The following is a 19,223-nucleotide window of genomic DNA, read 5'->3' as shown; positions in this document are numbered from 1 at the left end:
CGGTCGCCTGTCACGATTCCATGCTTGCAGCAGGAGTCGTACCATGGGTAGCACGCACACAGGGAATGGCGTTGGGGGAGAGCCGTTGAAACCGATTACAGGCAGGACGCGCATCGGCGCGGAAGGGATCCGCAAGCATTTCTCCAGGATGGAGCCGGCCGGTGCGGTCATCGAGCTGGCCTGGAACGGCTTTGACGCCAGGGCCAAAGCGGTTGAGGTGACGCTCACCTTCAACGACCTCGAGACGCTCTCGACAGTGGAGATTGCCGACAATGGCGACGGCATCGACTTCACCCGCATCAAACACAACTTCGGCCGCTTCAATGAGTCGGAGAAGACCGGCATGGCCGCCATGCACGGGCATCACGGCCGTGGACGCCTGGCATTCGACCGGCTTGCCCATCGCGCCATCTGGTTCACCCGCTTCAAGGGGCGTGCTGCAAGCATCTCGGTAACCAGTGCTGATCTCGAAACCTACGAGTACGTCGTCTATGAGGATGACCAGGCGCCATCTCTGGTTCCCGCCAAGGGCACGAGGGTGGTCCTCAATCCAGTCACGCGGTCACTGCCCCACACAGACGCGATGCTCGCTGCACTTGGCCTGGAGTTCGGCTGGTTCCTCGCCGTCAATCCCGAAGCCCGGTTCATCTACGACGGCTGCCCTGTCCGTGCGCCCGCCCACGACATCGTCTCGCGAAAGATTGAGCGCGACGGTCACGAATTTGACCTCAGCATCGTCCGGTGGCACGACAAGCCGGCCTCCGAGAAGTCCCAGCTCTACCTTCTGGACGGTCGGGGAACGACCGTCTATCACCGGCTCAATGCCCACAACAACAAACCCGGATTTTTCACCAGCGTCATTGCACGGTCGGCCTGGGCGAACGGATTTGCACCCGAGCAGGACCTGCTTCGTCCCGATGCGCCCACGGCAGCATCGAAGACGTGGCGGGGTGTCGAGGACGACATCGTGGCCATCCTCAGGGATGTCTACAACGACTTCCAGCGCGCACATGTCGAGCAACGCCTTGTCGAATTCGAGGACGAGGGCGCGTTTCCGGATTTCAGCCGCCTGACACCGGTGGATGCGGCATGGCGCAGGGAAAATCTCCGGGGCGTGCTTCGCGCCATGATGCTTGCCGAGCCAGGGGTTATCTCCAACAACCGCAAGCAGCGTCTTCTCTTCATCCGCCTGGTCGACCGGCTGTCTGTTGCCGGCGAGAACGATGCGTTGTTTGACGTGCTCCACTCGGTCCTCGAGCTCGACCCGCCTGCCGTGGCACGCCTCGCCGCCCAACTCCAGCGGACGACACTCGACAACATCATCCAGACCATCAGCCTCCTGCAGGAGCGGGCAGAGGCCGTCGCCTACCTCCGTGAGCTTATGCGGACGCATTACCGCACCTTGCGGGAGACGCCGGACCTGCAGCGTGTCATCGAGCAAAACACCTGGTTGTTCGGTCCCCAGTTCGCCACACTCGGTGCAGAGGAGACCACCTTTACCGAGATTGCCCATCAGCTCCGCCTGCAGGCGCGCTCGGCAGACGACATTGAGCAGGGCGACATCGAGGATGTTTCCCTGGACGTATCGCTGCAACAACCGGACCTGTTCCTCGTGCGGCGACTGGAAGAGGTCGACTCCCTCGGTGTCCAGTTCTTCCGGTGGGTCATTGTCGAGATCAAACGTCCTTCCATTGCGCTCAATTATCGCCATCTCCGTCAGCTCGAGGACTATCGCCGTCTTATCGCCAACCACGATGCCTTCAACAGCGAACATGCCCGAGTCGACCTCATTCTCATTGGTCGGCGGATATCGAAGGACGATTCGGATATTCGTGCCCGGCTTCGGGAGCGGTCGAAGGAGGGACGTCCCGGGCTTATCCAGTCGGACGATCGCATCAACCTCTATGTGCTCAACTGGGAGACCGTGCTCGACGGGTTCGAGATAACCCACCGCGACCTGCTGGGACGGTTGCGGCTAAAACGCGAAAGCCTCGAGCAACGCTCAAAGGACGACCTCCTCGCTGCACTGGCGCCGCAAGCCACGCGTGCGCTGCAAGGCGACGCCGGGATGATCCTGCCGACGGCGGCGGTTGGCCGTGGGACGGGCGGCAGGAAGAAGGCTGCGCAGCCGGAGCCCCGTTAGGGGCAACTGTCGGCAGGAGTGGTTGGCCGCAGCACCCCGCTGACGGCCACCCGGCTGTCGGAGACCGTTTCGTCGTACCGGCTGATGAAGGTGGCGAACCATTCGACGTCACCGGCGTGCGCGCTCAGCCAGCGGACAATGGCATCGCCGACGACCTTGATGAGCCCGTGGAAATTGAAAAAGAAGATACCGTCCGGTGCAGACCATAGACCAGCCTCCGGGGCGTTGACCCCGAAGCTGATACGACGCACGGTCCCGCGCCGCACGCGTCGTGAGTGCACATTGGTCATGTGGACAATGCCATTTCGCATCTCCCACAGCTCTTCGGACGTGATTCCTAGCTTGGTGAGGTCTGCGTAGCCGTCGAGCCAACGCGAAAAGTTGCCCTGGACATCCCCGAACTCGATGTAAGACAGCGAGTCAATGCACGACAGCAGGAGTTTCATGGACGAGACGTAGAGCCGGGCATTGAACGTCGCCTTGATGGCAAGGAAGTAGTCGTCGTGGATGAGTTGGGGAAGGTCAATGCCGTGGTTGGTGGTGTACTTCGCCAGCCAGTCATCCATGACGCCAAACGCACCGAGCTTTTCATCGACATCCTTCATGTCGAGTGGACCGGTTCCGCTCTGGTAGTTGACCCGTGGACGGCCGTGTTCAACCTCAGTGACCAGCATCATGGGCTGTGGTCCGGCGCCGGTAAGCTCGAACACCTCGTCGAAGAGGTGATGCCCGTTGCCCATCCGGTGGCCGGCAATGAGGCGCTCGTGGGTGAACGATTGCTTGAGGCGGAGCCGGGTCGCACTGACCAGGTCCTCTTCGAGGCAGGCGTGAAGGAGCTTGCCCGCTTCCTCGTCGGTTCCCTCGAACGTATGGACCACGTACCCGACCTCAGCGCAGGTGTCCCCGACGAAGTACAGAAAGAGGTTGTAGATGGGTTCCATGCTGCGTCTCATGCGTGCGATGGGGGATGGGGGACGCCCGGAGGCAACGTTCCAGGTTTGGTCAGGCGCTCGGTGAACGGGATGGCCTCGGGACACTTGATTTCGATGCAGTCGACTTCGTCGCCAAGCGCCATCCAGATGAGGCGGTACTCACACTGGGTTGCATACCGGAGGCGCTTGAGGAAGAACGAGTCAACCGATTCGGTCTGAATCGCTTTGTCGAACCGCTCGAAGGCTGCAGTCGGGTCCGCCTCGTCCGCCTCGGTAAACATCTGCGGCATCGCCTTGATGAGCCCGACGTCGTCGCGGTACATGCAAAGGCCCTCGACCCCCTGGATGAACCCGGGGATATGGCGCGAGACGACATCGGCAAAGGCGACCGTGTCGAGGATGCGGAAACCGTCGTCCGTGCCAAAAGCCTCTGCAATCGCGGGGCCCTCGCTTGATGCGCCGCACAGGACAAAGCAACGCCCGCCGTTGATTGTCACGATGGCACTGTGGCCGCCGTCCGGATGGGTCCATGTCTGGCTCGCCCGCCCCTCCAACCCGTCCCCCCTGACCTCGTCGGCATATTGGCGAAAGCGCCGGAAGGACGACAATCGCAGCGACCCGTCCCGGAAGAACGCGTCGACATACGCCGTCTCCATGTAGCGGGTCACCACGGGACGACGGATTTGCCACGGGCGCGGGAAGAGGACTTGGAGATGGTTCATCGGAGAGCTCTGGTGGGCGAGAGACCATGCTAACCGGCCCGTGCGTGATACGGGCGGGAGTACCCTTGACAGGCCTCCGTTCCTGGGTACGTTGGTGATCCCGCGCCGGACCGACCGTGAGCCAAAGCAGCCCGATCCTCCTCCCTTCATTGCCGCCCCCAGTGCCCCGGTCAGGTGCCGGTACGTCCGCCTCATCGGCCCCGTCATCGCGCACGACACACGGCGTCAGGTATTCCCCGCAGACCGACGAGATATCCGGCGCGGATACTTGCAGCAAAGCGCAGTCGGTGTTGTCGCGCCGGGCTGTCATGAGTACATTTCCGGCAAAAACCAAGGCCAACGGAATCTCCGAAGCGGTCTATGCCATGTACTTCCTGCGCTTGGGATTGACGCTGTCCGCCGGCTTGGACTCATTGACATGGATTCTGTCTCCCGGTGAGTCACTCCGCATCTGGCCAGAATGGAGCGCGCCTCTCATGTTTCCGTCATTCGATCATGTGGACGCGTGGTGGAAGCGGGAGGCGTGCATACTTTTCCAAAGATCGGACAGGCAGCGCGTCGCGCTGACCATTTGTAGACAGGGCGCACCCGACGCGGTGGCCGACTTGCTCGGTGCCCTCAACGGGGTGCAGGGGACCAGGTTCGCCGCCACACTGTGCCGACGGGCAGAACGCTGGCGGAGCGAGCAGGGTATACCGGGAACCCATTGGAGACGACGCGCGCGAACTTTATTCAGACTGCACTACTGCCGCGATGGCGCCCGGGAGAAGGGTTTGGAACAACTCGTGGCGGAGGCGCTCTCATCGTCACTGGCCGACTCGATTGCGCCAGCACAGACCGTCGCAAACAAGCCTCTTCGGCGTCTTTAGTCAGGCCATTGCCAAGTCTGTGGCAGCGAGCTATATACATGGTTCGACTAAAGGGAAGTTGTCATGGGGACTCTTGCATTGCCCGCCGCATCGCTCGTCGACATGCTCGCTCAATACATCCTTGCCCACCCGAGCCTGAATGCCCAGAGACAATTTCCAAAATCTGTCCAGAAGGTCCATCCTCTAGGCATGGTGTCGAGCGAGCCGCTGCGGTGGTGCGAGCCAGGCCGCTGCTGGTTCAATGTGCTCGCGGCCGTCGGCGCGGGAAAGGGTCAGGTGATTTACGGCTGGGCGTTTTGGCCGTCCGAGGTCGAGGAGAACGGAAGTCGGCGCGAAGTGATCCTCGCCCAACATCATGCGGTGCTTGAGGACCATACCGGCAAGCTCGTTGACATTACCCCGCAGGAAGAGGTCTATCCGGGCCCGTCGGTGATGTTCATGGGGGATGAGCGTGTTGGATTCGATGTCGATGCTCTCAAGCAGCCTGGCGTCCTTGCGCTCGATGTGATCAACACACTCGCAGGCAAGCCTGACCTTTCATGGCGCGACTACTATCTCAAGCGGCTACCGCAGGCCGCCGGAAACCTGTTTGACAATTTCGGCGTCGGAACCATGTAGGACCTGGTTCAGGGAATCGCTGACATCAACGAAAGACGGGCTGCCAATGGCAGCCCGTCTCATTCTCAGCTCCGGTCGCCTCACGCCGCCCGGCCATACACCTGCTCAATGCGCTCAAACCGCGCCTCATCCTCTGCCGCCTGCTCGAACGCCTGCTCATACTGTGCCGGCTCATAGGGCAGATGTTGGAGTGGCATGAACTGCATTTTGCCCATCGACTGCTGCATGTCCAGGAGGTTGAGCTTCATCAGGTAGTGCTTCCGGAGAATTGAATCCCCCGCACTGTGCCCAAGCATGATGGCGATGCGCGCATCAGACAAACCGGAGCGCTCACCATGGGTGGCGAAGTTGTGGCGGAACGAATGGAAGACCTTGTCTTTTGCTTTGATGCCGCACGTCCGTCTGAGAAAACTCCGGTTGAACCAGTCGGATGTTGTATCCCCCGGCCCATTTGCACCCCACACCAGACCGGGGAAGAGGGTGACCCGGCCCCAGCGCCTTGCTTGCTGTACAAAGTCGAGAAAGCCGTTTTCCACCAGGACGGGATGGATGGGAAGCGTGCGACGCGACTGGCTGTTTTTCAGTCGCTGCCCCGGCCGGTCACGGGTGACATCAATGCACCACAAACCATCGATGAGGGAGATGTCATCGACGTAGATTTGGGATAACTCGTTGACACGCAATCCCTGGTAGTAGCCGAGAAACCGCGCCCAGTACTGGTGGGGCTTGGTAAACGTCTTGTCGTGCTTGGGGTGGAAGAGGAGTTCGAGTTCATGCGGGTCAAAGGGCTTGCGCCGCTGACCCCGGTCGTCGGTCGATGAAAACAGACGCACCCCTTTCAGAAGTCCTGGCACCACTTCGTGGCGGTTTTCCAGCCAGCGGAAAAATGTCCGCAGCAAATCGATGTGGCGCTGCTGCGTGCCCACATCGATCGGGGGGTCTTTCAGACGCTTCGCCTTGGCGACCACCGCAGGGGCCTTCATCAAACGATAGTCGCGCCGCTTGCTCGCATGCGGGGGCCAGACACTGATGGCGTGCAAAAACACGTCGACGTCCCCAGGCCCGAGCTCGCACAGACGCTTGTCACCGACAAGTTCCGTGAGGATGCGCAGCGTCCAGAGGCCGCCAATGGTGCAAGAGCGCGACGTGTGCTTCTGGCGCAGGTAATCGACGTACACCGGATACCGGTCGGTCAGGGTGACATCCGACTGGATGACGAAGGTGCCGGTGTGCGAAACACCCTGCTGCATCAATGCCGGATGCTGCCAAGTGGGGTTGGCGGGAAGACCGCGCTTGCTGCGGGTGATTTCATCGACCGTGGGGCGGGGCGTGAGGTCAACGGGCACGGCAGGACGCGGGGTCTTCTTTCGCACGTCACTGATGGCCATGACATGCCGCGCGGACGGGGAGGGTTCGAACACAGGCTCTGGCTCGACTTGCACGCTTGCAAGCTCATCATCGGACATCGTCATGATGGCGTCCTCAATCGCCTTGCGCTTCAACGTGGCACGGACCTGGTGGATGGGTCTGGCCGTCCGGGTCATGACGCGGTGACCGTCCTCGGTTTCGCCGACATGCCGGATGCGGGGCGCAGGGGCAGGGGCGGCATCAATGCTGCGGATGAGGTCGGAGGCTTCGGCGGAGGGTGGGACGGGAGGGAGTGAGCGGGACGGCGTGCGGGGCGCAAGACGGCGGGCACGGGATGGGTTGGAGCGGGAGATGTTGGACATTGGATTTCCTCGGTAGAAAAAGAGCAGGGCCGATGAGCAGCTCATCGAACGTAAGCCGTGCAGTTCGCAGGCTTGCCTTCATCCAAACGGGGTTTTGGTTTTTGTCAACCCGTCAAGTCCGATTATTTTCTTGCTTTTTCGCAGAAAGAAGATAGGGATTCAAAATGCTCCTCCTGTTCAGTGCTGGTACCGTGGACCTGACAGGGACCAGGGTGGGCCATGCCGAATTGGTGTAGGTGATGACTGACTGACACCGCGCTACCTCGTGTGGAATCCTGCCGGGAACGAAAATTCGAGGGCAGGTGATGTCGAAGGGATTTGATTGGGGCAAGGAGGGTATGCGCATTCTTGCCAATTTTTTGTTTTGGCTCTTGCCAGCCCTGATTGTCATTGCACTTTGGAAGAGCGGGCGAATATCTGTATCGACGAGCGTTCCGGAGTGGCTGTCGAGCTTGCTTGAAGGCATTCTTGACGTGCCTGCCATCGCGTTTGTGATCCTCGTCAGTGGCGCCTTGTTCTGTCTGCTGAGGCTCAATTGGCGCACGCGGCCGTTGGCACGCGTTGTTGCAGAGGAGGTGTCGCGCGTGCTGTATGTGGCCGCAACCTATGTCTCAGTGGCTGTCATCTTCATCGTTCTGGCGGGGCTGAGCCACAGAGGGGATGTGGCAAACGCGCTTGTTGTCGCCCCATGCTGCATCGGGTTTGGGCTGCTTGCGGCTTGGGCTGCGCACCGTTTTACCTGACGGTGGTCCCACAAAGAATGACAAAGGCTAAAACCAGCCAAAATGCTCAAAGATGGCAATCGTCGAAACGAGGATGAGGCCGAACTCCACGCCGCCAATGAGGGCGGCCAGCAGAGGATGCGCCGTTCTCGCGCCGCGAGCCGTGGATGACTGGATGGTGTCGTTGGGTGTGTGCGTGGGTTGGGTCGTCATGGTGTGCTCTTTCATTGGGGTGATGTCCTCGGGTTCGAAGCTGTAATAAAGGTTCGCTTGGTGTGCTGCATGAGCCCGGGTCACGGGCGTGTCGCTGACTCAAGAAAATCCAGGGTTGTCTCCAGCCACAACGCCTCGTCCATCGCATTGCTGCAATGGCGGCTCCATTGCCGGCGCAAGGTGGCAAGGACGGTGCGTGCTGCGTCCCGCGACTGCCTGGGGCGCGTGGGGTTGTCGACAGCGGCCAGCGGCAGGCCGCGCCGGCGCAGGAGATACAACCCGTTGATGGCGTCCCCCACGGCACCGGTCTCCACATGGCCGACAATGCGGTGGATGAGAAGGCGCAGCCGGTCGCGCTCCCCCTTCCTCAACAGCGTGGGGTCGAGCTCGGAGAGCTCGAAGATCGTGCGTTTGAGAATGGGGAGATGCGTGATGACGTGCCGCACCTCGTCCGGCGTGGACACGGGGATGTCGACCAACTTGCGCCGGTCGGGACGCCTTCGCCGTGCCGGGGCGTCGTCGGTCCGGGTCGGTGTGCCGGTGGCGTTGGTGGTCGTATCGTCGAGCATTGGTTTGTCCCTGTGTAAGTATTACTGACTTGGTGGTTGACCCCTGCGACCGTCATCCCCCGGTGGCTCGCTGATTTTCTTGGCGGGATTCTCGAGATCTGGCCCTTCGTGTTTGCCTTCGGCACGACGGCCCTGCTGTTTGTCATCTTTCGCATCCGATCTTCCACGCGACCATTGGCCCGCGCCATCGGTGAGGAAGCCTCGAGGTTGCTGTACGTCATTGGGTCGTACACGTTTGCGGCAGGCATGTTCCTGCTTGCCACAGGTCTTGCCGGGTCGAGGGACATGCACAACGTCGCCATTGTCACCCCGGTGTGCCTCGTGTCGGGATTCGGATGCGCCTTTGCCGTCCACAAGGGGCATGAAACACGTCTCTGCCATCGAGGGAGGGTGGGCCCGGTCATGGCAGCCACCCCAGGGCCCGGGCGAGACACAATGCGCCGATGACGACACAACCAAAGACCGTCCCGGCCCACAGCGCGACGAAAATGGTGCGGGCGGGATGGACTGCATCGGAGTCCTGGATGGTTCTTTGCGGGGCAATGGCGTCAGGGTGATTCATGGTGTCGTCCTCATGGGTGGGGTGGGTATGGGTGTGACAGCGAAGGAGTGGGGCGCGGCGTTCGCTCCGGAGGCTCCGCCGGCGCGGGATAGGATTCGGTGAAACGAAAGGAAAGTCCGATTTTGTGTAGGCCTGCGCCGACAGACGACAGCTGATGCAGATGGAATGCTGTTCGCACCTTGATGAACACGTTCCGGGCGACCCGTGGCGAAGCCGTTTCCCGTCAAATCCGAATTCATCCGCATCGCAGCCAATCTTGTGTTCTGGCTTACCCTTGCGGCCGGGGTATGGGGCGCATGGGCAGCGGGGTGGGTGACGCTGTCGACCGAGTTTCCGGACTGGTTTTCCAGCTTTCTCGAAGCTGTGCTTGATGTGAATGCCATCGGGTTCGTTATCGCCGTGAGCCTTCTTCTCTTTTGCGCGTTCCGGCCGTTTCGCCGAACGAGGCCACTCGCGCGCGCCATTGCCGACGAGATTTCCCGCGTGCTGTATGCCGCCGGCACATACGCCCTCGTGTCGGGCGGAGCGCTCGAAATCGCGGGCATGGCGAATCGCTCGGATGTGCTGCACGTCGCCGCCGTCACAGTGTTTTGCCTGCCTCTCGGCTTCGGGTGGGCCCGTCTGGTCCACGGCGCCACCGGATAGGCTGGCCGGCACCGCAGGCTGCGTTTGGCCGGCGGCTGCACTACAGCGTCCTGCCCAGGGCGTGGCATACGGCGCTGGCGAGGATCAGCAGGGCCGTGCATGCGATGCCGCCAACGAATGCGGCGAGGATGGGATGTTCCTCTCCATTCGGGGCCAGCGGCTCGCCAGCATCTGGGACGGGGGCTGATGGGTGTGCGGTCCCTGTCGGAGGCGGGGTTGCTGCGGCACTTTGCCCACCCGGATTTTCGGGGCGGGGGACGGGCGGGACGGTTGGCTTTTCGGTGATATCCATGGCGGTTCCTCAGTGGTTGGTTCGCGCGTTAACAAGCTTTACTGGCTTGACTGGGGGCAAAACCCGTCTTCACTAAAAATGTTTTCGCTGCAAAGGGTTGGGTGTTCCCGGTGTTGGTGCGGAACAAACCCAAACGCTTCGGGTCTTCACGAACACACGGCGGGTGACGCTCGGTGTCGCGCGACCGAATGCCGTGCGCGCAGTCCTTGACGAACTCCGATTCCTGGTTAGGTTGGTGATCCCGGTCAAGCGAGTTGAATTCACCCCATCGTCCTGCAATCGCGCCTGCGGCCGTGTGTCATGCGAAGATCTGACGTATTCCGAGCCGTTTCTGCCGCAGGCTGGTCGATGAGTGCGATCGACTGCCCCCAAATCCAACCGAGGTGCCGTTGGGCGCTTGTGATGCCTGGGGGCGAGGAGATCCTCTGCTGGTCGCTTCGGGAGCTGATGAGGCGCCTGCGAAAGGAAGCGCGTCAATACCTCGCATCGCGGGCGCATGCGGAACGGTTGGTCATGCAGGAGTTCTGTGATCCACCGAGCGCGGGGTCGCCTGGAATGGTGCCAAGACTCGAACAGCGCCGCTCCCACCATTGGATACGCTCACTGGAGCGAGTGGGTGGTCTGCCTTCGCCTGGTAGCGTATCGCTGAGTCAGTTGGTCGGTGATTTCCGGGCAGCGCGTGAGCGATTGCACCTTATCGCGACGTTGCCGGAAAAGCGTTGCCTGAAACGCCCGCGACGCATATGAGTTCGACGCCCCACAGTAAAATCGCCGCTTTCAGTTTCGGGAGAGTGGTATGGCTGTGGGGCTTACGTGTGTCTACCACTTCCGCAACGGAGAGAGGATTCGTGAAAACGAAGAGCTGAAGCTGGGGCCAGACGACGTCGCGAAAATCGTGGCGTCTTTTGTGACGGCCGACAAGCGTCACACGTAACGCTGCCCACCCGGACGACTGCAAAAAGTGGCAAATGTTCGCATCGCCCCTTGACGAAACTGCAAACGACGCCAGGCTGGAGATCCCGCCCCCAAGGACGGATTGCCATGACGATCATGCCAGACACTTTTTTGCACACCACCAACACCCGTCAGCCCGACGAGGTGACCGAGCGGCTCGTGCAACTCATGGACGACCCGGATGTCAGCCTGCGGGACATTGTCGGCCAGATCGTGACGGGTGCAGATTTGCACAATGAGTGCGGTGACTTCGAAGCGGGCGACTGGCAGGCGTGGACCGATCTGACGGCCCTGTCGCTCGCGGTGCTCATCGACTCGGACCGTCACCAGTTGCTGCTGACACCGTTGTTGCTGGCTCACGGTGGCGACATCAAACAAGTCGACTCCAGGGGTCGCACGTTGATGTCGTTTGCCTGGCAAGGGCCGGTCGCCGCGTATCTTCATGACCAGGGCGCACCATCCGCGCCCGGTGCCGCCGAAGCGATTGCAGCCATGGAAGAGACTGGCAGCGTCGTGCTGGTCGATGACGAGCCGCTCATTTCCGATGATGAACTCCAAACCCTTGCGCCGGAGTGGCTGTCAGCAGAACTCGAAGCCCTGGGGTTCTTCAATCCGGACGCGGCCAGAATGTTCCCGACGTTCCGGGATACCCATCCCCTCATCGCCCGGTTCAGTGTCGCCCGCATGCTCTCCGATGCGGTCTATGCGCGGGATGACATCCGCATCAAGCGGCTTGTCGAGCTCGGCGCTCTGGCGGTTCAACTTGGGCATGACTACGACATCCAGCGCGGTGCGACGCTGTATTCCTTCCGTGACCTGACCTTCCTCGGTCTTGCCGTCGTCGTTGACGGGGAAGAGGGGGGCGACGATGGGGCCGATGGCCCTGAGGGTGAGCCGCGCGCCGTTCCTGCATTCGTGCAGTCGGTCGACTTCCTTGGTCCTCACGATGCCCATGGCAACACACTCCTCCACATCGCCAAATCCACGCGGATGGTCGAATGGCTGCTTCGCCTCGGCCTGCCGCTCGACGTCACCAACGACAAGGGCGAGGCCCCGTTGGATGTCGCCACACCGGTGACGCGGGCTGTCATGGAGAAATGGGTTTTCGAGAAATGCCTTGGTGGCGATGTCATGGGCGCCATGGCGCAAAAGCGCCTTTGATCCGCGCTGCGGGACCGGCCGCCGGAGCGTGGCGGTAGTCCTTGCTACCATCCACCCATCACGAAAGGAGACACGGATGGCACGCGAATCGATGTGGAACAGTCGGACGCAGACGATTGGCGAGTTGCTGGGATCTCTTTGTCGCGTCCGATGGTTTACCCCGGACGCCATGGCATGCGGCGGCTATGATGGCCGCAACGCAAAGGGGGCTGACATGGGTGCGGGACGTGCATCGCAGTGGGGTGGCGCAAAGCGCACCATCAGCCAGCTGCTCGAATTGCCCGAGGGCGACGGGGTACCCACGCAAGACGAGCGCAACAGCGTGTGGGATGCCTATGCATCGGCCTCGGGAAAAGACGCATTGTCCCCTGAGCAGAAAGCATCGCTGCTCCATTCCCACGCGTCATTTCGGGCGCTGTTCCTGCGCGTGCCCGATGATGCCCGGGTCACCGAGCTCGTCGCAGCCGCCTGGCTCGGCATTGCGACACGGACCCTGGCACTCGGTCTGAAGGCCGCCTATGAAGGTGCGCCGCCCGTTCCCTGGCGGACGCGCCTGGGTGCCTTGCTGGTCGACCCATTGCCGGAGGAAGCGGCACTCCTGAATGCAGGTTTTCGCTGGCTGTTTGTACGGGACGTGCTGCCAAAAAAACTGAAACGCCAAGTCGACCGTGCCGAGGAGCGCCGCGATCGCTTGCTCGAGGACCACACCCGAAAGGTCAAGGCATCGGCATACCCCGGGCCCGTCGCCGAGCGCATTTTGTTCATGGTCGACAAACAGGGCGCCGTGCTTCATGCCTTCGGTCAGGCGCATGTCGACGCTGAGGCATTCATCGAACTTTGCGCAGAAGGTGCACAGTGCATCCCTCTGAGTCCGCTGGACGCCCTGTCGCGTCCCTGGCGGGACCTGGTGGCCCGTGAAGCGTGGGAAGGCCCTGTTCGCCAGGCTCTCCGGGTCGCGCACGCGGTTGCAGAAGGCGACATTGGGGTGGGCGCGGCGGGAACTGAACAGCTGTTGCTTGAAGAACGCCTGCCGCCGGCCGCCGGAAAGACCATCCTCAAGCCCCTCTAGGCAGGGCCCGCTACGTCGGTGGGATCAAACCCGTGCGCCGATGGGTGCGTCCCGGCCAAGCTGGAATCTCCGCACCCACTGGAGTCCAGCCATGATGCATACCCGGTTCCACACGGCCCTCGGCCGTGTCCATGTCCCCAACATGCCGTCGTCCCAGCGCTTGCCCGCCCGGTTGGGCCAGGTGCTGGGCGGGGCTTTGCCGACCCTGTGCGAAGCGGCCGCGCAGGGCCTGCCCCTTGGTACCCTGGCGGACGTCACGACCGTCTGGGAAAGCCAGATCCACCATCATCACCAAACGGCGCCCGAGTTTCCTGTCGCGATCTTCGAACTGCTCGGCCTTGTCCGCAGCATGCCCTTCGGTGCGGACGTGCTCGGTGCGTTTCTGGCCGTCCACTGGACGGACTGTGCGCTTGATCCCAGCGAGCTTGCCGAGGAGGGCAGGGTCGTCAAACGAGCGCTCTCCCTCATCCCGCACGGGTTCTACGGTGAACTCCGTTTCAACGAAGGTCGCTTCGGCCGTCTCACGCTCGGCTTGCTTGCGGCCATCGTCCAGCGGGGCGACGTTGACCTCCGGGCGCTTGAGGTTGTCGTGAAATGCACGCCAACGGATGACGGCTACCCATCCATTGTCTGCATCCTTGCCTCTTGCTTCGTCCACGGCCACCTGCCCACTGCCATCGAGTTCGTCGCGGGCGAAGAGAGCCTGTGCAGGCTCGATTGTCCGTGCAGTGACAGCCCTGTGCTTCCGACTGCTTCGGGTGGGCTGTCGATGGAGGCGAAGGAGCACGCATCGACCTTGACAGCATCGAAGGGGATGGTAGATCTGATTTTTTCACGGCAAGGACGCCGACATGAATCCGACCCTGCAACGACAACTCTGTGACGCCGCCTGGGACGGCAACGACGCGGTGGTGGCTGCGCTCATCAATCATCCGGAGGTTGTTCCCGATGCCCACCACTCGGCTGCCCTCGTGCACGCAGCCCACAGAGGGAAGACAGGCTGTGTTCGTCTCTTGCTGCCGGTCAGCAACGCCAATGCAAGAAACGCCGAGCCGCTCTGGCGGGCGGCAACGCATCGGCGGGCGGCCTGTGTGCGCCTCCTTGTCCCCGTGTCGGACACCTCGGGCTGGGAACAATGGATGTGGTCCGAGCTGCCCGGCCCGATGCGTCATCTGTTGGCGACCCTCGGCAACGCCGCAACCTGACGGTCAGTGGACGTCGGCAATGCCGGGCACCGGGTGTCTTTCACCAGGGGGCCGAGCACCTCGATGACGTCGGCCGCGACCATGCGCGAGGCGATGATCGTGCCGCCCCCGATGCGCGCAATGAGCACGGACGTGCCCAACGGCCGGACCATGTGCCATGCGAGCGGATCGCCCGGGATGCAGACCAGGGGATGGAGGCCGCCCGGCTCGCCCCGCAGCAGTCGCTGAGCATCGAGCGTGCCTTGCTGCCAGGGAAAGAGCGTGATGACGCAGAGCACGAGGCTGATGGCAAGGGGAACCACGATGCGCCGACTCCGCAGATCGCGGGGGCGGGTTGCAATGAGCAAGGTGGCCACCATCGCGATGAGCAGGGAGACGCCGGCGAGGAGCACAACGTCGAGGACGCGTGTCATGTCAGCGGCCCATCCGGGGCTGAGGCTGCGGACGATGAGTGCGGTGAGCACTGTGGCGAGCAGGGGCCAGAAGACGCTGCTGCGGACAACGCGCCGATGGGGCATCTGGAGGGTCACGGTCAGGCACAGGGCCAGGGCGCTCACGGTCATGCTGATACCAAGCGCCCCCGTCTGCAGCATGGTCGTATACGGCACATAGTCCATCGCCCACATTGACCCGATGGCCTCGAGGAAACCCTGCATCTGATAGGCGCCGACGACGGTGGCAATCGCGGACGCGCCAATGAGGCTGCCGCCGATGACAGGCAGTGTCTGGAATGCCTTCCCGAGGATGCCGACCATCTCATCGTGACTGCGAAGGGCGCGGTGGAGCGGGCGTCTGCGCCGTCCGGTGTGCGGGGTCGAGGGGTCCGTCACGGCCTGGTCCTTGTGGTTCCTGAGGCCGGAAGGATAGCGGTCGGGTCGGGGCCCGAGGAAGGCGGCTCATCCATCATGCGCCTGCCCAGTCGCCTGCGCTTGCGGCATTCAAGTTTGCAGGTCAGCTCCAAGAGCGCGGAGTCGCAATTTCCTACCGTAGGGGCTCGCCCTTGAGGAGTGTGTGCGATGGCAGACCACAATGACCGGATTGGGCGCCGACGATGGACGGGGGGATTGCATCGCCGGTCCCGCGCCCCGGTTCGTCGCTGCAGACGGCCCTGACCGGCTACAGCCTCCTGCGTGATCCCCGCCACAACCGGGGCACCGCATTTGCCCTTGATGACCGGAGGCGCCTCGGCATCGAGGGACTGCTCCCACCCGGCCCAAGCTCGCTGGAGCACCAAATCGCGCGCATCCACATTGAGCTCTCGCATCTGCAAACCCCGCTGCTCAAATACCTTCTCTTGTCCGACCTGCAGGCGAGAAACGAGACGCTCTACTACGCCGTCCTCATGTCAGACCCGGCGACCTTCATGCCGATTGTCTACACCCCGACGGTCGGCGAGGCGTGCCAGACCTTCGACCACATTTTCCGGGCGGCGCGCGGTGTCTATGTGCCAATGACCGCAAAGGGCCGGGTGCGGGAGCTTCTTTCCCACTGGCCGGTCAGCGACGTCCGCTTCATCGTGGTCACCGACGGCGAACGTATCCTCGGGCTTGGTGACCTTGGTGTCGGTGGCATGGGCACCACTCGCGATCTCTTTTTTGATGGCGAACATTCCGTCTGGTTCTCACATTGATCGACGCAATTGCCCCGGCCACCTTGTCTGTTCTTCTTGTTTTGATGACCCAGATTGATTCGGATCAATCCCGAAGAGCACCCGATTGGCGATGATGCAGCTTTACCGCGAGGACGCCCATGCCCGTCAAAGTCGCGCTCTTGAAAGAACACGTTCCCGGCGAGAGCAGGGTCGCGATGGTTCCGCAGTTGCGTTCGCGCTGGGAAAAGTTGGCGTTGAGCCTGTGTCTCGCGTCGGGTGCTGGACAAGCTGCCGGCTACGCGGACGCGACCTGCACGCCGGCCGTCATTGCAGCGACAGATGCCGAACTGTTGACTGGACCGGTGGGTGGAATCAGGAATTGCATGCGGCCATAGAGACGAAGGTCTTGGACGCATTCAATGCCATGTACGGGAATGCGACGTTTAGCATTGATGAGCGGGCAAAGAACATTGATGGAATGCGAGGTTTTTACTAAGCGCGGATGATGGCGACAGCGACCCTCCTTCTGGCCGAAGTTCCACTCATGGTGGCGGGTGTGGCTCTCGTGGTGTCGGTGTTGTAGGAAGAGCCGAATCTCGGAATGGGTAGCTAGAGCAAGCGGAGGACAATGGATGATTGCAGCAATTTTTGGCTTCATCGGTGTCATCTTCGGTGCGCTCCTTACAGGCTTCAAGGAGTGATTGTTCCGCCGGTGGGATGACGAACGAAAAGGCTACTTCCCCGCCGTCCATCAGCGGGGACTGTTTTTGTTGGTGGCCTGCCCCGGTCATGGAGCAACCATTTTCCGGATGGGCGCATGCGGTGAGGTCGCCGGTCCCGCACCCGGCGATGCCATTGTCACGCGCCGCGCACGGACCCACGCCATTTTCGCGACAAGTAGTGGGGGAGGGTGGCCGAAACCCCGGAGACGCCCATGCACCTCATTCCTCCTCTGCGCGCCTCGAGCACGCCTCTGACGTCCGACCCGACCGAACCTGGCAAGCCGCCGACACCGGAGGTCGACCCGGGCAAGGCCCCGCCAGAAAACCCCGACCGGGACCTCCCCGGCACGCCGGGATTCCCGGCAGAAGACCCTGGCCGGCCACGACCGGTCGACGACCCGCCCCCGGCCAATCCCGACGGCGTCCCGCCACCGCCCGGTGGCACGCCCGAAATCCGGGAGTGAGGGGTGGGGAAATGCCCCCGCGACCTGGTCCGCGCAAGGCAGCGACAACGTGGCCGGCAAACGGGATATGGACGTCCAAACGAATGCTGAATTGGCACCCTTGAAGACGGTCCGGGAATCCCTATCTGAAAATCGCCGGGGTACCCCCGGCTTTGCCTGGACAACAGGCGAGCACCCATTCCATCTCCTTGCACGCTCGGAGGATTTGCCATGCGTACTCTCAACCTCAATCCCATCTACCAGCCCACCAGTGGTCTTGACCGCGTCTTTGACCTCATCGAGGCGGCGGCGCAACGCCAGGGCGACGATTTCCCACCCTTCGATTCCATCCGTTTGTCAGACAACCGCTTCCGTTTGTCGGTCGCCGTCCCGGGATTCCGGGAAGACGAGGTTGCGGTCACCCAGCACAAGCGTGAGCTCATCGTCAGTGGTGAGCGCAAGGGGGAGCCGGAGGGGGCGTATCTCCACCAGGGGATTCCACGGCGCGTGTTCAGCCGCCGGTTCCAGCTCGCCGAGCATACCGAAGTCATCGGGGCGACACTTGCCCACGGCCTGTTGTCCATCGACCTTGCACGGGAAATCCCGGACGCCGAAAAGCCCCGCACCATTCCCGTCAGCGTCTCGCCGGACTGGGCTGAGCCGGTGCGCCAGATTGAACGCGATGCAGCCTGATGGAGGTGCCCGCCCCTTGCCGGGGCGGGCCTTTTCCCGATGGCCAAATCCCATGATTCAACACAGCGTTACTGCGTCACGGCGGCAGACCTTGCCTGGGCAGAAAGCTGGCGCCCGCCACCGAGGCCGCCCCGCCGCGAGTGCATTGCCTGCCTTCACTTTGTCCCCGACACCATCAATCCGGCCGGCGGGCTTGGCCGCTGCCGCACGCGCCCGGACGTGAGTGTGTTCCCTGGTGTCGACATGCAATGCAGCCGGTGGACGGACGCACACGCCTCAACCCGGTGAGCCTGGCGGGTTGCCACGGAATTTTGTTTTTGGCAGGATTTTAAAAAGCCGATTGGCCATCCAAACGTTTCCGTTATGCCGCTCCGACGCTTTCCTCGCATCGTTGGTTTCGAGGTCCCACCGCTCAACGCCACGGTCGACGTGGTGCGCGACCCACCCATCGTCGGCCTGTTGAGCCTTCCGCCCACACGCCCGTGGCTTGATGCCTTCATCATTGAAGCGGCGCTGACGCGGAGCAAGCTTGGCGATGCGATGGTGTCGGTCGATGGCACACGGGTGCTGTTTTATGCCTCATCGACCAATGCGCGTGCGCAATGCAAGGCGGTTCGTGACATGGTCGAAAAGGTGAGTCGGCAAATCCTCGCCGGAACGCCTTCCCGTCCTCCCGGCGAGGCTGTTGGCATCGGAAAAACCGAGCCCCGGAAGGTGCTGCTGGTCGAAGATGACGAGGTGCTGCTGGACGTGACCGCCGAGGTGCTCCGGGGCGGCGGATGGACGGTGACAGCAGTGACCAGTGCAACCGGGGCGACTGCCGCACTCAATGAGGCGTCGTTCCACGTCGTCATGACCGACATTGACCTCGAATCCCCGGGGCAGGGGTTGGTGCTCGCCGAGGACGTCCACCGGCGCTGGCCCCGGACTGGAATTGTGGTGGCAACAGGTCTCCGGAGCGAGGTCGTTCCAGCCCTGCCGGAAGGCGCCTTGCTCCTGACCAAACCCTACCAGCGCCGGCAACTTCTCACCGTGCTCAACTTGGTGTCCCCTTCAGGGGTGGGGCCGGGCTAGACCTCCGGCTCTTTCGGATTCCGGTCAAGCCAGCCGGGCGCGCGATTCATTGCCCACTCGATTTCCCGCGCCAAGGCGTCCGGCATGTCGGCGCCCTTTCTCAAACTGGCGAGCACCCCGGTGCGAAGGCCGAGGACCTGGTCAACGAGCAGGTTTGACTCGATGTCGTCGGATTCAAGTTCGACAAGGAGACGGCGCAGGTTGGCATGCCGGCGGGTTTGCAGGGTTTCCGGCAACCGTCCCTTCGATGCTGGCCGGTCCCCGGCCATCAGGAGCGCCTTCCACGTGGACGGG

Annotated in this window: 19 protein-coding genes; 11 read left to right on the top strand and 8 right to left on the bottom strand. The window is 62.4% G+C overall.

Translation table 11 applies throughout. The features are described 5' to 3' along the window. The first annotated feature begins 43 nt into the window (after window positions 1-43). Window positions 44-2,143 carry an ATP-binding protein gene (locus L2Y96_RS12900; RefSeq protein ID WP_247326325.1) on the top strand — a complete coding sequence of 700 codons (2,100 nt, stop codon included), beginning with the start codon at window positions 44-46 and terminating at the stop codon, window positions 2,141-2,143. On the opposite strand, the gene L2Y96_RS12895 is transcribed toward L2Y96_RS12900, so the two are convergent. Then, the gene (locus L2Y96_RS12895) at window positions 2,140-3,084 is read right to left on the bottom strand and encodes a hypothetical protein (protein ID WP_247326323.1); all 945 of its coding nucleotides are present in this window, start codon (window positions 3,082-3,084) and stop codon (window positions 2,140-2,142) included. The genes L2Y96_RS12900 and L2Y96_RS12895 overlap by 4 nt on opposite strands. Window positions 3,085-3,092: 8 nt before the next feature. Beyond that, window positions 3,093-3,797 (bottom strand): hypothetical protein, encoded by a 705-nt coding sequence (locus L2Y96_RS12890; RefSeq protein ID WP_247326319.1) that lies wholly within the window; start codon window positions 3,795-3,797, stop codon window positions 3,093-3,095. A 932-nt stretch (window positions 3,798-4,729) separates the two neighbouring features. Between L2Y96_RS12890 and L2Y96_RS12885 the strand changes: the two genes are divergently transcribed. Beyond that, window positions 4,730-5,284, top strand: a complete 555-nt coding sequence (locus L2Y96_RS12885) for a hypothetical protein (protein ID WP_247326316.1) — start codon at window positions 4,730-4,732, stop codon at window positions 5,282-5,284. 80 nt (window positions 5,285-5,364) lie between these two features. On the opposite strand, the gene L2Y96_RS12880 is transcribed toward L2Y96_RS12885, so the two are convergent. Further along, window positions 5,365-7,014 (bottom strand): site-specific integrase, encoded by a 1,650-nt coding sequence (locus L2Y96_RS12880; protein ID WP_247326313.1) that lies wholly within the window; start codon window positions 7,012-7,014, stop codon window positions 5,365-5,367. 338 nt (window positions 7,015-7,352) lie between these two features. Here L2Y96_RS12880 and L2Y96_RS12875 point away from each other — a divergent pair, with 338 nt between their 5' ends. Continuing rightward, a complete protein-coding gene (locus L2Y96_RS12875; RefSeq protein ID WP_247326311.1) occupies window positions 7,353-7,757 on the top strand; it encodes a hypothetical protein in 405 nt (134 codons plus the stop codon). A gap of 27 nt (window positions 7,758-7,784) precedes the next feature. On the opposite strand, the gene L2Y96_RS12870 is transcribed toward L2Y96_RS12875, so the two are convergent. The 3 genes from L2Y96_RS12870 to L2Y96_RS12860 all read right to left on the bottom strand — a co-directional run bounded on the left by L2Y96_RS12870 (window position 7,785) and on the right by L2Y96_RS12860 (window position 9,080). Further along, complete coding sequence (locus tag L2Y96_RS12870) at window positions 7,785-7,964, bottom strand: hypothetical protein (RefSeq protein WP_247326309.1); 180 nt, start codon at window positions 7,962-7,964, stop codon at window positions 7,785-7,787. A 65-nt stretch (window positions 7,965-8,029) separates the two neighbouring features. Further along, a complete protein-coding gene (locus L2Y96_RS12865) occupies window positions 8,030-8,518 on the bottom strand; it encodes a hypothetical protein (protein ID WP_247326298.1) in 489 nt (162 codons plus the stop codon). A 400-nt stretch (window positions 8,519-8,918) separates the two neighbouring features. Beyond that, the gene (locus L2Y96_RS12860) at window positions 8,919-9,080 is read right to left on the bottom strand and encodes a hypothetical protein (protein ID WP_247326297.1); all 162 of its coding nucleotides are present in this window, start codon (window positions 9,078-9,080) and stop codon (window positions 8,919-8,921) included. Window positions 9,081-9,284: 204 nt separating this feature from the next. Here L2Y96_RS12860 and L2Y96_RS12855 point away from each other — a divergent pair, with 204 nt between their 5' ends. From L2Y96_RS12855 to L2Y96_RS12835, 5 genes are all read left to right on the top strand, one after another. After that, a complete protein-coding gene (locus tag L2Y96_RS12855) occupies window positions 9,285-9,725 on the top strand; it encodes a hypothetical protein (protein WP_247326294.1) in 441 nt (146 codons plus the stop codon). A gap of 1,333 nt (window positions 9,726-11,058) precedes the next feature. After that, window positions 11,059-12,132, top strand: coding sequence for an ankyrin repeat domain-containing protein (locus L2Y96_RS12850; protein ID WP_247326289.1), 1,074 nt, complete (start codon window positions 11,059-11,061; stop codon window positions 12,130-12,132). A 76-nt stretch (window positions 12,133-12,208) separates the two neighbouring features. Next, window positions 12,209-13,201: a hypothetical protein gene (locus L2Y96_RS12845; RefSeq protein ID WP_247326278.1), complete on the top strand. Its 993-nt coding sequence runs from the start codon at window positions 12,209-12,211 to the stop codon at window positions 13,199-13,201. 91 nt (window positions 13,202-13,292) lie between these two features. Next, window positions 13,293-14,084 (top strand): hypothetical protein, encoded by a 792-nt coding sequence (locus L2Y96_RS12840; protein ID WP_247326276.1) that lies wholly within the window; start codon window positions 13,293-13,295, stop codon window positions 14,082-14,084. After that, window positions 14,053-14,406, top strand: coding sequence for an ankyrin repeat domain-containing protein (locus L2Y96_RS12835; RefSeq protein ID WP_247326274.1), 354 nt, complete (start codon window positions 14,053-14,055; stop codon window positions 14,404-14,406). Before L2Y96_RS12840 ends, L2Y96_RS12835 begins: the two co-directional genes overlap by 32 nt. Here the strand turns inward: L2Y96_RS12835 and L2Y96_RS12830 are convergent. After that, window positions 14,370-15,161 (bottom strand): hypothetical protein, encoded by a 792-nt coding sequence (locus tag L2Y96_RS12830; protein WP_247326272.1) that lies wholly within the window; start codon window positions 15,159-15,161, stop codon window positions 14,370-14,372. The two genes, L2Y96_RS12835 and L2Y96_RS12830, sit on opposite strands and share 37 nt — an antisense overlap. A 296-nt stretch (window positions 15,162-15,457) precedes the next feature. On the opposite strand from L2Y96_RS12830, the gene L2Y96_RS12825 reads away from it, so the two are divergent. From L2Y96_RS12825 to L2Y96_RS12815, 3 genes are all read left to right on the top strand, one after another. After that, window positions 15,458-16,036, top strand: a complete 579-nt coding sequence (locus tag L2Y96_RS12825) for an NAD-dependent malic enzyme (RefSeq protein WP_247326269.1) — start codon at window positions 15,458-15,460, stop codon at window positions 16,034-16,036. A gap of 1,357 nt (window positions 16,037-17,393) precedes the next feature. Continuing rightward, window positions 17,394-17,855 (top strand): Hsp20 family protein, encoded by a 462-nt coding sequence (locus tag L2Y96_RS12820; protein WP_247326268.1) that lies wholly within the window; start codon window positions 17,394-17,396, stop codon window positions 17,853-17,855. Between the two features lie 363 nt (window positions 17,856-18,218). Continuing rightward, the gene (locus L2Y96_RS12815; protein WP_247326266.1) at window positions 18,219-18,929 is read left to right on the top strand and encodes a response regulator; all 711 of its coding nucleotides are present in this window, start codon (window positions 18,219-18,221) and stop codon (window positions 18,927-18,929) included. Here L2Y96_RS12815 and L2Y96_RS12810 read toward each other — a convergent pair. Then, the gene (locus L2Y96_RS12810; RefSeq protein WP_247326251.1) at window positions 18,926-19,198 is read right to left on the bottom strand and encodes a hypothetical protein; all 273 of its coding nucleotides are present in this window, start codon (window positions 19,196-19,198) and stop codon (window positions 18,926-18,928) included. The two genes, L2Y96_RS12815 and L2Y96_RS12810, sit on opposite strands and share 4 nt — an antisense overlap. Window positions 19,199-19,223: the final 25 nt, after the last annotated feature.

Origin of the sequence: Luteibacter aegosomaticola, assembly GCF_023078475.1 — a bacterium.
GTDB lineage: Bacteria > Pseudomonadota > Gammaproteobacteria > Xanthomonadales > Rhodanobacteraceae > Luteibacter > Luteibacter aegosomaticola.
Note: the sequence above shows the minus strand (reverse complement) of the source record. Positions and strands in the feature narration are given on the sequence as shown.

Bases quoted from the DNA above. Each gene is read 5' to 3' on its own strand.
- L2Y96_RS12900 (WP_247326325.1), top strand. From the start codon at position 44: ATGGGTAGCACGCACACAGGGAATGGCGTTGGGGGAGAGCCGTTGAAA.
- L2Y96_RS12895 (WP_247326323.1), bottom strand. From the start codon at position 3,084: ATGGAACCCATCTACAACCTCTTTCTGTACTTCGTCGGGGACACCTGC.
- L2Y96_RS12890 (WP_247326319.1), bottom strand. From the start codon at position 3,797: ATGAACCATCTCCAAGTCCTCTTCCCGCGCCCGTGGCAAATCCGTCGT.
- L2Y96_RS12885 (WP_247326316.1), top strand. From the start codon at position 4,730: ATGGGGACTCTTGCATTGCCCGCCGCATCGCTCGTCGACATGCTCGCT.
- L2Y96_RS12880 (WP_247326313.1), bottom strand. From the start codon at position 7,014: ATGTCCAACATCTCCCGCTCCAACCCATCCCGTGCCCGCCGTCTTGCG.
- L2Y96_RS12875 (WP_247326311.1), top strand. From the start codon at position 7,353: ATGCGCATTCTTGCCAATTTTTTGTTTTGGCTCTTGCCAGCCCTGATT.
- L2Y96_RS12870 (WP_247326309.1), bottom strand. From the start codon at position 7,964: ATGAAAGAGCACACCATGACGACCCAACCCACGCACACACCCAACGAC.
- L2Y96_RS12865 (WP_247326298.1), bottom strand. From the start codon at position 8,518: ATGCTCGACGATACGACCACCAACGCCACCGGCACACCGACCCGGACC.
- L2Y96_RS12860 (WP_247326297.1), bottom strand. From the start codon at position 9,080: ATGAATCACCCTGACGCCATTGCCCCGCAAAGAACCATCCAGGACTCC.
- L2Y96_RS12850 (WP_247326289.1), top strand. From the start codon at position 11,059: ATGACGATCATGCCAGACACTTTTTTGCACACCACCAACACCCGTCAG.
- L2Y96_RS12845 (WP_247326278.1), top strand. From the start codon at position 12,209: ATGGCACGCGAATCGATGTGGAACAGTCGGACGCAGACGATTGGCGAG.
- L2Y96_RS12840 (WP_247326276.1), top strand. From the start codon at position 13,293: ATGATGCATACCCGGTTCCACACGGCCCTCGGCCGTGTCCATGTCCCC.
- L2Y96_RS12835 (WP_247326274.1), top strand. From the start codon at position 14,053: ATGAATCCGACCCTGCAACGACAACTCTGTGACGCCGCCTGGGACGGC.
- L2Y96_RS12830 (WP_247326272.1), bottom strand. From the start codon at position 15,161: ATGGTCGGCATCCTCGGGAAGGCATTCCAGACACTGCCTGTCATCGGC.
- L2Y96_RS12825 (WP_247326269.1), top strand. From the start codon at position 15,458: ATGGACGGGGGGATTGCATCGCCGGTCCCGCGCCCCGGTTCGTCGCTG.
- L2Y96_RS12820 (WP_247326268.1), top strand. From the start codon at position 17,394: ATGCGTACTCTCAACCTCAATCCCATCTACCAGCCCACCAGTGGTCTT.
- L2Y96_RS12815 (WP_247326266.1), top strand. From the start codon at position 18,219: ATGCCGCTCCGACGCTTTCCTCGCATCGTTGGTTTCGAGGTCCCACCG.
- L2Y96_RS12810 (WP_247326251.1), bottom strand. From the start codon at position 19,198: ATGGCCGGGGACCGGCCAGCATCGAAGGGACGGTTGCCGGAAACCCTG.